The sequence below is a fragment of the Streptosporangium sp. NPDC050284 genome (assembly GCF_044459525.1).
GTDB lineage: Bacteria > Actinomycetota > Actinomycetes > Streptosporangiales > Streptosporangiaceae > Streptosporangium.
In genome coordinates, this window is sequence record NZ_JBITIZ010000001.1 from 528,967 (window position 1) to 542,453 (window position 13,487).

Annotated in this window: 13 protein-coding genes; 6 read left to right on the forward strand and 7 right to left on the reverse strand. The window is 69.7% G+C overall.

All coding sequences use genetic code 11. The features are described 5' to 3' along the window. Window positions 1-54: 54 nt before the first annotated feature. The 3 genes from ACIBH4_RS02315 to ACIBH4_RS02325 all read left to right on the forward strand — a co-directional run bounded on the left by ACIBH4_RS02315 (window position 55) and on the right by ACIBH4_RS02325 (window position 2,197). Window positions 55-972: a DUF692 domain-containing protein gene (locus tag ACIBH4_RS02315; RefSeq protein ID WP_362512005.1), complete on the forward strand. Its 918-nt coding sequence runs from the start codon at window positions 55-57 to the stop codon at window positions 970-972. Next, window positions 972-1,751 carry a hypothetical protein gene (locus tag ACIBH4_RS02320; protein WP_362512008.1) on the forward strand — a complete coding sequence of 260 codons (780 nt, stop codon included), beginning with the start codon at window positions 972-974 and terminating at the stop codon, window positions 1,749-1,751. Before ACIBH4_RS02315 ends, ACIBH4_RS02320 begins: the two co-directional genes overlap by 1 nt. A 308-nt stretch (window positions 1,752-2,059) precedes the next feature. Further along, entirely contained in the window at window positions 2,060-2,197 is a 138-nt protein-coding gene (locus ACIBH4_RS02325) for a hypothetical protein (RefSeq protein ID WP_362512011.1), read from the forward strand. 149 nt (window positions 2,198-2,346) lie between these two features. Here ACIBH4_RS02325 and ACIBH4_RS02330 read toward each other — a convergent pair whose 3' ends face one another. The 5 genes from ACIBH4_RS02330 to mppP all read right to left on the reverse strand — a co-directional run bounded on the left by ACIBH4_RS02330 (window position 2,347) and on the right by mppP (window position 6,586). Next, window positions 2,347-2,592, reverse strand: coding sequence for a hypothetical protein (locus tag ACIBH4_RS02330; protein WP_362512014.1), 246 nt, complete (start codon window positions 2,590-2,592; stop codon window positions 2,347-2,349). After that, window positions 2,589-3,026, reverse strand: a complete 438-nt coding sequence (locus tag ACIBH4_RS02335; RefSeq protein WP_362512018.1) for a helix-turn-helix domain-containing protein — start codon at window positions 3,024-3,026, stop codon at window positions 2,589-2,591. Before ACIBH4_RS02335 ends, ACIBH4_RS02330 begins: the two co-directional genes overlap by 4 nt. Before the next feature lie 348 nt (window positions 3,027-3,374). Beyond that, complete coding sequence (mppR, locus tag ACIBH4_RS02340; RefSeq protein WP_362512021.1) at window positions 3,375-4,217, reverse strand: enduracididine biosynthesis enzyme MppR; 843 nt, start codon at window positions 4,215-4,217, stop codon at window positions 3,375-3,377. Window positions 4,218-4,220: 3 nt separating this feature from the next. Continuing rightward, a complete protein-coding gene (locus ACIBH4_RS02345; protein WP_362512024.1) occupies window positions 4,221-5,456 on the reverse strand; it encodes an aminotransferase class I/II-fold pyridoxal phosphate-dependent enzyme in 1,236 nt (411 codons plus the stop codon). After that, window positions 5,453-6,586: an enduracididine biosynthesis enzyme MppP gene (gene mppP / locus ACIBH4_RS02350; protein ID WP_362512028.1), complete on the reverse strand. Its 1,134-nt coding sequence runs from the start codon at window positions 6,584-6,586 to the stop codon at window positions 5,453-5,455. Before mppP ends, ACIBH4_RS02345 begins: the two co-directional genes overlap by 4 nt. A 417-nt stretch (window positions 6,587-7,003) precedes the next feature. Between mppP and ACIBH4_RS02355 the strand changes: the two genes are divergently transcribed. From ACIBH4_RS02355 to ACIBH4_RS02365, 3 genes are all read left to right on the forward strand, one after another. Next, window positions 7,004-8,527 (forward strand): glycosyltransferase family 39 protein, encoded by a 1,524-nt coding sequence (locus ACIBH4_RS02355; RefSeq protein ID WP_362512031.1) that lies wholly within the window; start codon window positions 7,004-7,006, stop codon window positions 8,525-8,527. Window positions 8,528-8,675: 148 nt separating this feature from the next. Beyond that, window positions 8,676-9,206 (forward strand): hypothetical protein, encoded by a 531-nt coding sequence (locus tag ACIBH4_RS02360; protein ID WP_362512034.1) that lies wholly within the window; start codon window positions 8,676-8,678, stop codon window positions 9,204-9,206. Window positions 9,207-9,227: 21 nt separating this feature from the next. Then, window positions 9,228-10,475 (forward strand): MAB_1171c family putative transporter, encoded by a 1,248-nt coding sequence (locus ACIBH4_RS02365; RefSeq protein WP_362763376.1) that lies wholly within the window; start codon window positions 9,228-9,230, stop codon window positions 10,473-10,475. Here the strand turns inward: ACIBH4_RS02365 and ACIBH4_RS02370 are convergent. Continuing rightward, window positions 10,468-11,085, reverse strand: a complete 618-nt coding sequence (locus ACIBH4_RS02370; RefSeq protein ID WP_362512040.1) for a flavin reductase family protein — start codon at window positions 11,083-11,085, stop codon at window positions 10,468-10,470. The two genes, ACIBH4_RS02365 and ACIBH4_RS02370, sit on opposite strands and share 8 nt — an antisense overlap. A gap of 202 nt (window positions 11,086-11,287) precedes the next feature. Beyond that, complete coding sequence (locus ACIBH4_RS02375; protein ID WP_362512043.1) at window positions 11,288-12,874, reverse strand: tryptophan halogenase family protein; 1,587 nt, start codon at window positions 12,872-12,874, stop codon at window positions 11,288-11,290. Window positions 12,875-13,487: the final 613 nt, after the last annotated feature.

A 13,487-nucleotide genomic window follows, 5' to 3' on the forward strand; every position in this document is an offset into this window, starting at 1 on the left:
TACAGCGGTTGTGAAGTGTTCGTGAACATCACTGCGAAGTGATGGGAGAACCACATGCTGACAGGGTTGCCCGCACTGGGATCAGGGCTGGGACATCGCGTGGAGCTGGCCGAGGCGATCGAGGCGCACGCCGGCCGGATCGACTGGCTGGAAGTGATCACTGAGCGCTTTCTGTTCGCCCCGGCCGACGAGCGTGAGTGGCTGAGAGGGCTGACCGACCGGTTCCCGGTCGTGCCGCACGGGCTGGAGCTGTCCATCGGCTCGGAGCGGGAGCCGGACGCGGCGTACGTGGAGGCGTTGGCCGCGCTGGTGGCCGACGTCGACGCGCCGTGGTTCAGCGACCACCTGTCCTTCACCCGCACCGACAGCGTCGACGTGGGGCTGCTGGTGCCGCTGCCGAGGACGAGGGAGGTCGCCCGGCGGCTGGGACGCAGGGCGGAGCGGGTGCGGGAGGCGGTGGGGCGGCCGTTCCTGCTGGAGAACATCACCTACTACGTGGACATGGCGACCCCGCTGACCGAGGCGCAGTTCATCACCGAGGTGATGGAGCACTGCGAGTGCGGCCTGCTGCTGGATCTGGCCAACCTCGACATCAACGCGCGCAACCACGGCTTCGACCCGCTGGAGTTCCTCGACGCCATCCCGGTCGAACGGGTCGTCCAGGTGCATCTGGCCGGAGGCGTCGACGAGGACGTCGACAATGACGTCGACAATGACGGGGGCCGGCTGTCCCTTGACAGTCACGGCGCCGCGATCCCGGCCCGGGTGTGGGGGCTGCTGGCGGAGCTGGTGTCACGCACGCACGTCAACGCCACCCTGGTCGAACGCGACCAGAACTTCCCCGACGACTTCGATGACCTGCTCGCCGAGATCGACCGCGCGCGAACCGTCCTGCGCTCCCGCCCCGCCGGCGATCCGGCCGGCCGACGACGGATCGCCCGAGGGGCGGCACAACCGGCGGGAGGCGCCTGATGGGCGTGCAGGACGCGCTCGCGGCGATGCTGACCCGCGAGGGTGAGGCCGCGCTGCTGCGCGAGGACCCCGAGAGGCTGCGGCTCCGTTACGGGCTGAGCGAGGCCGAGCTGGCCATGCTGGCCGGTGCCGCGGCGGGCGGCTACCGGGTGACGCGCGCCGGCGTGCTGGGCAAGCTGCGGTCGGCGATCGCCACCTGCCTGCCGGAAACGGTCGCCGAGCTCGTCGGCGGTCACCGCGCCCTGTGGGAGGAGTTCGCCCGAGGTGTCGTACGCCACCCGCAGCCGGTGGAGCGGCCGTTCGGCATCTGGGAGTCCGAACGGCTCGCGGCCTGGCTCGCGATCCACGCGACACCGCGGCTGACCGCGTACGCCCGTTACGAGCTGGCGCGCGCCGCACTGGTCCACGACCGCGACGCGGCGCTGGCCGCCCGTGAGGCCGCCACCATGGCGGAACCCGGCGGCCGGGCCGTGACCGGGGCGCTGCGGCTGTCGGCCGCTGTCCGGATCGGGACGTACACCCATGACGTCACCGCGGGGCCACCGATCGGTGAGCTGCCCGCCGCGGCGACGCGGGTGCTGTTGCAGCGCCGATGGCGGGCGCCCTTCTTACGTGCCTACCGGATCGGGGACGGCACCGCCACGCTGCTCGCCCGCTGCGACGGCAGCCGCGACGCCGTTCAGGTGATCGCGGCGGCGGCGGTGGGCGGCGACCGCGGCCGAGCCGCGGAAACGCTCGCCGAGCTGGTAGTGGCCGGTCTGGTATGGCCGCGATCCTGACTCCTCACGCGTCGCCCGGCGGGAGGGTTCGTATCCACTCTCGCGGGATCGCGACGGGTCGTCACCGCGAGGTGGAAGGCGGTGCCGGTCGTGACCGACCGGGCTGGACGAGATGCGCGTGCGGATCCCGCTTCCCGTTCCGCCGATACCGGTCTCCGCCCCGACCTCGGGGCGCGGCCGCCCGCGGGCGGCCGCCATCGATCCTCCGCGTCCGGGCACCCGATGTGCCGGATCGCGGAGAAGTCGGCCCGGCATCGGGTCGTCATCCCGGCCTGCTTCCGGCAGGCGTCGGCGAACGGAGGAACATCGTGAACGATGACACCACTCGCGAGGACAGGGGACCCGAGTTCGTGTTCGAGGCCGTCACCGGACCCGACGACCGGGAGAGCACGGGCCGCTCGTGCTGCGGCGGTGGTCGCTGCGGCCACGACGACCCCGAGGTGTGAGCCGGCCGTCTGAGACGGACGGTGGGAGGCGGGGGAGTACGGCCTCTCGTGGCCCTCCCTCGCCTCCCGCCCTCTTCGCGGACACCGGCTGCGGCGATCCCGCCGCAGGGCGTCTCGGCCTCGCGAGATCGCCGGGTCCGACCGGGGTGTCAGCGCGAGGGGATCGTCGTGGTGAAGCCGCGCCCCGCGAAGGTGCCGGAGACGGCGGTGTCGTCCTCGGTGAGGAAGGGCTTCCACGCGCGGGATCCGCCGTCGCCACCGGCGACGGTGAGCCGGGCGGTGGCGTCGCCGCCGCTCAGGCGGACCTCGCCGTTCACGGTGAGGTCGCCGACGAAGCGGACGTCTCGCGGTCTTCGCGCCCTGACCGGTGTCCCGGGCTCGGGGCGGGCGCTCACGGTCTTTCCGTGGTGTCGGGAAGTCCTTCCAGCTCGCGTACCCGCTCGATCATCTCGGTGATGGCGTTCAGGCTCTTGGGCGAGAGTCCGGCGGCGCGGAGTGCGAGCTGCCGGACGGAGGAGTCCCGGATGGCGGTCAGCAGTGCGAGCTCGGCGTCGATCCGCTCGGCGGCGGTGTCGTCGAAGAAGTAGGCCGGTGGGACGCCGAAGAATTCCGCCAGGGCTTCAAGGTGGCGTTTAGTCGGGTTGTCGCGAATACCCTTTCGCAACTGCCAGATGTAGGTGGCCGAGATGGTCGGCTTGCCGGATGCGCGGAGGGCTTCGGCGACCTCCTCGAAGCTGTACTCACCGCCGTCTCGCGGATGGACGGTGCGAAAGAGATGATCCAGTTTCGCCGCGAGGGTCCGCTTCGCATCCGGCGGGGTGTCTGGCATGTGTCCTTCCCATGTGAACCGGCCCGGGCGTGATCGGATCACTGGTCGCAGAATACCAGAGCGTCAACTGGGATGGCTGGCGGTGTTTTTTTGTATCAATACCAGTTTATCACCTTCGCGAATTGGTTGTTGGGAGGCATGTCAGGCGAGAGGGTGAATGATCTTCCGGGTGAGGCGTCGAGTGAAATGCCGCCATATTTTCCCGCAGGACGGTGGTTGTCTGGGAAATATTCTTCGTGTCGGTGGGGGCGGGAAACCTGGAACGTGGAGAGGCCCCCTCGCCTGCCGCCTGCCGCCTGCCGCCTGCCGCCTGCCGGGCCTCGGCGCCGCGGGAGCGCGGAGCCGTCGTCACATGGTGTCACCGATCAGCGGTCGGCCGTGGTGCAGCGTCTCTGCGTAGGAGAACACGTAGCCCGCGCCCACCTCGACGGGGGCGAGGCCGGCCAGGTCGACGTCCGGTCCCTCGAGGAGGCGGAGGTCGGCCGAGCCCGTCCAGATGTCGGAGAACTCGATGTCGGTGACCTCCGAGACGACGAGCTGGTTCAGCGGCGGCTCCGACGGTACCCAGGAGGGGAACAGCCGGGTGTGCACGAGCGGGACGGTGTGCAGGAACGGCGGCCGATCGATCCGTCCTTCCAGCGTGACGGTCGCCTCGGCGGTACGCCGGCCGTCCACCGACAACACCCCGCCGAACCGCCCCCCGCCCGCCAGCCGGGGACCGGCCCGGCCGACCTTCGCCGGCCGGATCTGGTGGACGGCGCCGAACTGCTTGGGCATCCCCTGGATCCAGCCGCGCATCAGCGGGACCGGGCTGTCCACCCAGGCGTACGGGCAGCGCGCCAGCTGCCGCCCCTCGTACCGGCAGGCGATCAGGATCAGGAACTCGGAGAACCGGCACCGTGCCGGGTCTGCCAGCTCGGCTCCGGAGTCCGAGCACCACTGCCACTCGGCGAAGATGGCCGCGGCCGCACCGGGGTCGGGCCCCAGATCCAGCTCGGGTGGCAGGAAGCGCCCGGCCGAGGCCGGGTCCACGCGGTAGTCGACCATGATGACGTCGCCAGAGAAGTGCCAGGGTGGGGGAGTGACCATCGCCGAGTTACCGGAGGGGGACAGCGGCAGGGAGTAACCGGAAGGGCCCGCCGCCCGTGTGGAGGCAGCGGGCGTCTCGCCCGTCGTGACGGTTGATCGCATGAGCTAGGTCCGATCCGTGTGCGCCGGTACCGCGTGCCAGGCCGTGGTCAGCCGCTGGGCGGCGGCGGCCAGCCGCGGGGGGGAGTTGAAGCTGTAGGCCATCCGGACGGCCGGACGCACCGTGCCGCCGAAGCGGGAGCCCGCCGCGACCTCGACCCCCGCCCCGCTCGCCGCGGCGAGCAGGTCGCACTCGCGGTATCGGCGAAGGGCGCGGAGCCAGACGAAGAAGCCGCCGTCCGGCCGGTCGAGCTCGAAGTCGTCGCCCAGGCCGGCCAGCAGGGAGTCGACGAGTGTGTCCCGCCGCTCCCGCAGCCGCTCCCGTAACCAGCCCAGGTGTCTGTCGTAGTCGCCTGCCCGCAACAGGGCGGCCATCGCGAGCGCCGAGGTGTGGTTCAGGCAGCCGCCGCTGCGGAACAGCCCGTGCCCGGCGAGCCGGTCGATCATCGGGGTCCCGGCGAGTAACCAGCCCAGGCGCAGCCCGGGGGCGAGCGTCTTGGAGAACGTCCGCAACCGGATCACTCCGTGGTAGCCCGCGAGCCCCGCCATGGAGGGCGGAGTGGGTTTCCCGTCGAGGTTCAGTTCGGCGTAGGCGTCGTCCTCGATGACCGGTGTCCCGTGGCGGGCGGTGACGGCGAGCAGTTCGCGCCGCCGCTCGACGGGGACGACCCGGCCCGTCGGGTTGTGGAAGGTGGGATTCAGGTAGACGAACGCCGCCTGCTCTTCGGCCAGAGCGTCGCGCAACGCGTCCGGGTCCATGCCCTCGGAGTCCGAGCGCACCTCGCGCGGTCGCAGCCCGCAGTCGGTGAGGATCAGGCGTCCCAGGTCGTAGCAGGTCTCCTCGACGAGGACGAGGCTCCCCGGGGCCGCCAGGGTGGTGGCGATCAACTGAAGGGCGTGTGAGATGCCCGCGGTGACGAGCACGTTGCCGGGCTCGCAGGCGATGCCGTCGGCCACGGCGGCCCGGTCCGCCAGTGCGGCGCGCAGGTCGAGCGCGCCCCGGTCGTCGCCGTAGCCGAGGGCGGCCGAGCCGTACTCCTCCATCGCCCGCGCGTAGGCCGCTTTCAGCAGGTCGACCGGGAGCAGGCCGGGTTCCAGGTAGCCGGGTCCGAGGTCGAACACGCCGGGAGCGGAGACCGACTGCACGATTCCCGCCCGCCAGAGCCGCGCGTGCGACAGGGGACCGGCGGCCTTCGCCGGTCCCGCCTCGATCGACGTGGTCTCGCCCGGGGCGCTTCTCATCGTCCGAGCAGTACGGAACGCAGCGCGCGCGTCGCCTCTTCGAGGGGGGCGACGGATCTGGCCAGGGCGATCCTGAGGGTGTCGTCGCCCTCCTGCGGGTTCGCCCAGTGGAACTTGTGACAGGGCAGCACGTAGACGTTGTGGTCGCGCAGCTTGGACCACACCTCCAGCGACGATCGCTCGCCGACGTTCACCCGTTCCACGCTTCCCCTGCTGAGCGTGTCGGGGAAGTGGATTCCCGGCACTCCGGCCAGACCTTCCCTCACCAGGGCGCGGTTGCTCGCGACGAAGCGGTGCAGGTCGGCGAGACCACCGTCGGCCGCGTCCTCGGAGAATCTCTGGACCAGCGCGAGGACCAGCGGGGACACGCCGAGCAGGATGTCGGAGTAGACCTTGGCCACGGGAAGGCCGAGGTCGGCGGCCGTCACCAGCCAGCCGATCTTGAGATCGAGTGTCGGCCACAGCTTGCCGGTGTCCTCGATGACGACCCAGCGGCACCCGCTGTCCCGCAGCACCCGGTAGTGGTCGTAGTGGGCGGCGGGGTCGAACCCGCGGAACGACGTGTCCAGAGCCAGGACCAGATCACGCTCCGCGCACTGCCCGGCGAGCCTGCGCAGGCCCTCCTCCGACAGCACCCGGCCTGTCGGGTTGTTCGGCGTGGTGACGAAGACGCAGCCCACCGAGCCCAGGACGTCATCGAGCTCGTCCTCGCCGAGCCGTTCCTCGGCCACCGGGACCAGGGTGAGCCCGACACCGCGGAGGATGTCCGGGATGTTGTCGAAGGTGGGGTGGATCAGCGCGACCGAGTCCATCGCGCCGGCCAGGGAGCGGGCGAGGATCTCCATGGCCACGGAGGAGGAGTAGCAGGCCAGCACGCGGCCGTTGTCGTCACCCGGGTAACTGTGCTGGCCGAGAAGCCCGAAGTAGGCGCGGTGCGACTCTCGCTCCACCTCGTCGATCGGGAGTTCGGCGGCCTTGGCGAACAGGTTGGGCAGGTCGTCGATGATCCGGGCCTGTCCTGCGGTGAGCGCCTGGCGGGCGTGCGCGTCGGCGATGTTCAGCGGGCTGTTCAGGGCCAGATACTCGAATTGGGTGAGATTGCCGACGTCCAGGCCAGAACTGGCAGGCATCGTCCGGGTTTCCTGCATTCCGTTCACCTCGCATGGGTGGTTCGATCGTGTGGGGGCGGCCGGGTCAACCTGTTTTCCGGCATTCGAAAACTCCCTGTCGAATGCGGGGGTAGCGGTTTGTGAACCGCCGGTGCGCCGGCTCCGTCGAAATACGGGATCGGGTAACGCGACAACGACAGGGCATTGATGGAAAAATAATGCAAAAAAAGAATGGGCGCAAGCGCCTTGTTGCTCAATACGCGAGCTGCATATTTTCCCGAGGATTCAATGTCGTTGCCCTCTCGGGCACCCGCCGTCATGCTGTCACCAGCGGCCGTCCTGCCGGCTCGGTGATTTCACGCGGAACGCCTATTTAAAGCATAAGCAGGTTCTTCCTGTCGTGGCGGGTCGCGGATCGAGAATGAGAGGTGCCCTTCCATGTCGACCGTGACGGCCATTCAAGAACCGTATTCGGAAAAAGGCGCGGCACCGGTCACGCCGGTGCGCCGAGGGCCACTGGCGGCCGTGTCCGGCGGGGTGACGGCCCTGTTCCTGCTGCTTTCCGGCGGACAGGGGTACTACGTCGACGAGTTGTATTTCCGGGTCGCCGCGGGACATCTCGACTGGGGGTACGCGGACCAGCCGCCCCTCATTCCGCTGCTGGCACGCGTGCAGATCGCGCTGTTCGGGGACAACCTGGTCGCGATTCGCGTCGTGCCCGCGCTGCTGGCCGGGCTCGCCGTGCTGGTCGCCGGGCTCATCGCCCGCGAACTGGGCGGGGGCGGCAGAGCCCAGGTGCTCGCGGCGTGCGCGACGGCCGGTTCGCTGGCGTCGTTCGCCGCCGGACACGTGCTCCACCCCACCGCCGTGGACCACCTCGTCTGGGTGACGGTGTGCTGGGCGGTGATTCGTGTCATCCGCAGCGGCGAGCGAAGGTGGTGGCCGATCGCCGGACTGGTGGCCGGGGTCGGTCTGCTCGCCAAGTACCTCGTGGTGCTGCTCGTGATCTGTCTCGTGGCGGGACTGCTGGTCGCGGGGCCCAGACGGGTGCTGCGTGACCGGCACCTCCTGGCGGGCGTCGCGGTCGCCGCGCTGGTCGCCGCGCCTGGCCTGATCTGGCAGGCGCTGAACGGCTGGCCCCAGATCGCGATGACCGGGACCCTGTCGGAGCCGTTCGGGGTCGCGAGCGTGATCAACTTCGTCGTGGGGCAGGTGCTGATGATCGGCCCGTTCCTGACCCCGGTGTGGGTCGTGGGACTGCTGGCACTGATGCGCCGGCCCGAGTGGCGCGCCTACCGCTCGCTCGGCGTGGCCTACCTGGTCATGGTTCCCGTCCTGCTCCTTGCCGGTGGCGCCCCCCGCTACACCGAGGGCCTGCTGACCGTGCTGCTGGTGGCCGGGTGCGTCAGGGCCGACGGCTGGGCGGCGACGATCTCGCGCCGGGTCCTGGTCTGGGCGGCGCTGGCCGGAAACGCGCTGCTGGCCATGGTGATGGTGCTGCCGGTCCTGCCCGCCGAGGTCTACGCCCGCGACCCCGTGCTGGCGGCGCTCGGTGAGGAGCAGTTCGGCCAGACGGGCTGGGACGGCCTGGCGGCCCAGGTGGCCGAGGTCTATCGGTCTCTGCCCGAGGCGGACCGGGCGCGAGCCGTCGTCTACGGCCACAACTACGGTGAGGCGGGAGCTCTCAATCTGTACGGGCCCGGTTACGGGCTGCCGCGAGAATACAGCGCCCACAATTCCTACGCCGATTTCGGTCTTCCGGCAAATGATAAAACGGTCATGGTGGCCGTCGGTGTGGACCGGTCCTCGTTCTCCAGGCTGTTCGGCCAATGCGAGCCCCGCGGCGAGCTCACTTTCGAGTTTCCCCATTTCGAGCAGGGGAGGGAGATCCTGGTGTGCCGTGACCCTCACGAACCGTGGTCGCGGACCTGGGCTGAATTGCGCTGGCTGGGGACATTCTGACACCGCGACTTGATCTCCGGCCTGCTAGGCTCGGTGCGGAGACAATACCAAGACCTCACGGGGGTGGGTCGATGGAGATGTTCACGCGCGGTGGCCGGACTTTTCCCGGAAACCATATTCGACCGCGTGAATGGCTTGGAGCCTCCCGATGACCCGTCCGGGGGCGAGTTTCAAGCGGATACGCCGTCGCTGCGACGAGATACTGCGCGATCTCCCGCTGCCCACGCCGTTCGACGCCGTGGAACTGTGCGAAACGGTGGCGCGAAGGCGCGGCAGGGCCATCCGGCTGGCGCCGATGAGGAACGGGTTCGGTGTGATGGGCCTGTGGGCGGCCGTGGGCGACGTCGACATGATCTTCTATGAGGAGGCGACCACGCCGCCGCACCAGGAGCACATCATCCTCCACGAGCTGGGCCACCTGCTGTGCGGGCACGACAAGGCACAGCTGCCGGTCGCCGAGTACGCGCTGCCGCTCATGCCCGGCCTGGACCCGCGGATGGTGCGCACGGTTCTGGGACGTACCTCCTACTCCGCCGCCGAGGAACAGGAGGCGGAACTCCTCGCCTCGCTCATCCTGCAGCGGTTCAGCCGGGCAACCGCTCCCGTGCGACTCGGCGGGGTGGCGGCCGGCCGAATAGACGCCGCGTTCGGCTGGACGCCAGAGGACTCTCCCCGATAGCCCGCCGGCCGAGGTGGTCGCATGGGTCTGTACGTCCCGCCGCTGCTGGCGTGGATCTGCCTGGTGTTCGCGCTGCTCAAGTCGGACCTGCGCGCCCGCGACCCGGCGAGGCGGGCGATTCTGAGGGTCCTGCTCGCCCTGGCACTCTCCTTCACGGTGCTCGCTCCCGCCCCCTACGACGCCGTCGCGCGGTTCACGGGCGTGCCGAACCTGGCCAGGTTCCTCGGGCACGCGGCGCTGCTGGAGGCCGCCCTGATGGGGCAGGTGTTCCTGCTGTATCTGGACCCGGCGGTGGATGATCCCCGGGCGCGGTTCAGACGCCAGGGGTGGTGGGCGGCGGGTGTCCTGGCGGCGATGGCCCTCGCCTTCGCGCTCGCCGACACGCCGGTGAACGACCGGTCGTTCACCGGCCGCTACGGGGGCGAACTCTGGGTTCTGGAGTACTGGGTCATCCTCGGCGCGTACCTCGTGCCGGCTTTCCACAGCATGGGCAGGATGGCGTGGCGTTACTCCCGCCTGAGCGGCAACGTCTTCGTCCGGGTCGGGCTGCGACTGGTCGCCGCCGGGGTGATCGCGGCCCTGGTCCACCACGTCAACAAGGCGTTGCTGCTCGCCGTGGACCGCCTGGGGTATGACCGGGCCCCGGGGGTCGGACGCCTGCTGGACGCGTTGCTGCCTCTCGCGGTTCCCGTTCTCATCCTGCTGGGCGCCACCATGTCGGCGTGGGCACCCTTTCTGCGGCTGCCCGCGCTGCTGGAGTGGCTGCGGCGCTACCGCGTCTACCTCGTGCTCCGCCCGCTGTGGAGAGGGCTGTACCGGGCCAACCCCCAGATCGCCCTCGTGCGGCCGCCGCATCTCCTGGCGGACCTGCTGACGCCGCGCGACCTCGGCCTGCGCCTGTACCGGCGGGTCATCGAGATCCGGGACGGCCGGATGATCCTCCGGCACCGCCTCGATCCGGACGTCGCGGCCGCGGCGCGAGAGCGGGCCGTGCGGGTGGGGGTCACCGGCCGCATGCTGGACGCCGTCGTGGAGGCGGCGACGCTGTCGGCCGCGCTGCGCGCCGTCGGCAACGCCGACGCGGCCGGCGACGCCGGCGATGGCGAGGCGCGGGCCGGGGAGCCGCCCTCGGTTGCCGTACCCGGCGGCGACGACCTGGCCAGCGACATCGCCTTCCTGTGCGACGTCGCCCGTGCCTACCGCCGCTCGCTGTGGGCGTGGAGGTTGTCCCGGCTGCCAGGCGCGCGCCTCCCGCGGCGCCTCAGGTGAGCATGCCGCCGGCCGGTCGCGGTTCCTCGGGCCGGGGGGCGGGCGACCAGGAGGAGTACTGCCTGAGCCCGTACAGCAGGGGCACCGCCCGCGTGCGCTGTTCCACCCGGAACACCTCACCGAACACCACCGTGTGGTCGCCCACCTCGACCGTGCGGGTGACCTGGCAGTCCGCGAACGCGTGGGCCTCCTCCACGAGGTGTGGCCCGCCGAAGGAGGGCTCCACGTGCCATCGGACCCGTTCGAAGCGGTCCTCCGCTCCCGAGGCGAAAAGTTCCGCGGCGTACCGCGCGCGGTCGTGCAGGAGGTTCACGGTGAAGGTGGACAGCTTCAGCATCGCCTGCAGTGTCGGACTGCGCCTGCGGACGCACAGGAGCAGCGTCGGCGGGTCCAGCGCGACACTGCACACCGAGGAGCAGGTCATCCCCCACGGCCGGCCGTCGGGTTCCGCCGTCGTCACGATGGCGACCCCGCTGGGGAAGGCCGACATCAGTGACCTGAACAGCGCGGGCTCGACCGGCGGCGTCGTGGGGGGAGGTTCGAAGGGGGCGCCGAAGGGGGGCTCGAAAGGGGTGTCAAAGGGAGAAAGGCCGAGGAGTGGGTCCTTCACCGCGGCGCTCCTTTTCCGGCGGCCGTGCCCTCGGGACCCGGCGCCTCGTAGTTCGCTCGATCGGGGCTTACGACGGGCTGGTCGCGGTCACCGGCGTCGCTTGCGGTGTGGCCGCGGCTCATGGGCCCGGACCGGGCGGCGTCGGCGCAGGACCGGCGTGCCCCGCCGTCCGCCGCCCGGCCCGTCGCCGCGGCGTGGTTCGTCACGCCGTGCTGAACGCGTTTCGCCCTTCGGAGGACAGGTCGTGCAGGTGCGCGAAGTACTCGTACTGGCTGGGCAGTTTCTCGACGAGTTCCCTGGCCTGCTCGCGGACCAGGCGCAGCTCCCTGGCGGCGGCGGTGCCGTCGAAGAGCTTCAGCGCCGGGGGGGCCTGTACGGGGAGGCCACCCAGCCCGAGGAGCATGGCGGTGTAGGAGTAGGGCTCGAACCCGTGGTAATGGGGGAAGATCGTCTCGGAGTCGGGCAGTTTGACCTGCCACTGCTCCAGGCGTTCGGCCAGCCCGTCGGGGACCGGCCGGGTCGTGGCGTCCTTCCAGTAGTCGTTGTCGGCGCGCGCCGCGGTATGGTAATGCAACACCAGGAACTCGCGTACGCCGTCCATCACGTTGGCGACCTGGCGGTTGTACGACTCGCGCAAGCGGTCGTCCCACTGTTCGCCGGGGAAGTGCTTGACCAGCTGCTCGACGGCGTTCTGGATGAAGAAGATGCCGGTCGACTCCAGCGGCTCGACGAACCCGCTCGACAGTCCGATGGCGACGCAGTTGTTCATCCAGGAGTTCTCGCTCCGGCCGATCCGCATTCGGATGTGGTTGGCCTCCAGGTCGTCCGCGGCCGGGCCGACGAACTCGCGGAGGGTCCGCTCGGCCTCGTCAGGTGTGCAGTAGTCGCCGGCGTAGACGTAGCCGGTGCCGACACGGCCGAACAGCGGGATCGTCCAGATCCATCCCGCGTCCTGCGCCGTGGCCGTGGTGCAGGGACGGATACCCCGCTCGGCCATGTTCACCGGCACCCGCAGTGCCACCGCCCTGTCGTTGGGCAGTGCGTCCTGGTAGGACCTGAAGGGCACGGAGAGCGCCTTGTTCAGCAGCATTCCGCGGAAGCCGGTGCAGTCGATGAACAGATCGCCCCGCAGCGTGCCGCTCTCCTTGGTGACGACGTCGGCGATCCAGCCGCGCTCGTCGAGGTTCACGTCCACGACGTCGTCGAGGACGTGATGGACGCCGCGGTCGGTGCCGTACTTCGTGAGATACCTCGCCAGCAGCGCGGCGTCGAAGTGATAGGCGTAGGGGAACTGGGTGTCCTGCTCGGTCAGCGTGGTGCGGTAGCCGCGCTCGCCGCCGGCTTCGGTGAAGTCCTGCTCGAACAGGGCGCCGGAGAGATAGCGGGGAGACTTCTTCGCGTCGCAGAGCGAGGCGATGACGAAGCAGTCCTTGTCGAACCGGTCGCCGGAACGCTCGTTCAGCCACCAGTCGGTGATCGGGAAGCCGTTCACCGTGCGCAGACGCTCGAACGGGTGGTAGAAGTGGTGGCCCTGGGCACGCCAGTTCTCGAACCGGATCGCCAGCTTGTAGGTGGCTTGGCACTCCGGCATCCACTCGCGTTCGTCCAAGCCCAGATAGTCGAAGAAGTGGCGGATCGTGCTGAAGGTCGCCTCACCGACCCCGATGGTGGGGACGTTCTTCGACTCGACCAGCGTCACGCTGATCCGGTCGCCGAAGGCCGCCCGCAGGTACGAGGCGGTCATCCAGCCCGCCGTGCCACCTCCGACGATAACTACGCTTTTGACCATTCTGAACCCTTATCCCTGCGCGTGAGAATGGAACATCGGGAGAAGACCGCGAGACGCCGGGGAGTGCGGAAGATTTGGCCCGATGGCGTTACCCGCCCCAGCCTTTCGAAAAGCCTGCACCGAAAGAGCGGGTAGATTCCACATCATTGACTCGGTAGCTAAACAGTGGGGTCAGGCGCGCGTTCCGTGCGCTGTGCGGCGGGTCGGCGGCCGAACCGGTAAGGGGCCTGCCGCCGCTTGCCCGCCCGCCTTCCGGTGTGCTCACCCATCCGACCCGAAGCCCGTGGCCGAGGAGGGGCCCGAAACTTAGGGGCAATGTCGCAGGTCAGGGGCTATTCGGTTGAGGTGCATAAGCTGGCGTGTATGGAGTTTCCCCTCTCCTCTAACGAGAGTTGACTTCCGCTCGACGTCGCAGTTAGGTTGTTAACGGGCCATTTCGGAGTGGTGAGAATGTCACTCTCGGTTTCCGATTGGATTCTCTCGGGTGGCCTCGAGTGTCGGCCGGCGCTCGACGAGATCAAAACGGGCCAGGTTCCGGGGCGTAGGGGACCATTATTCGATGGCGCCTTCCCCTTGGAGGCGCCGACCACTTCCAACAGGAAGAACAACTAAT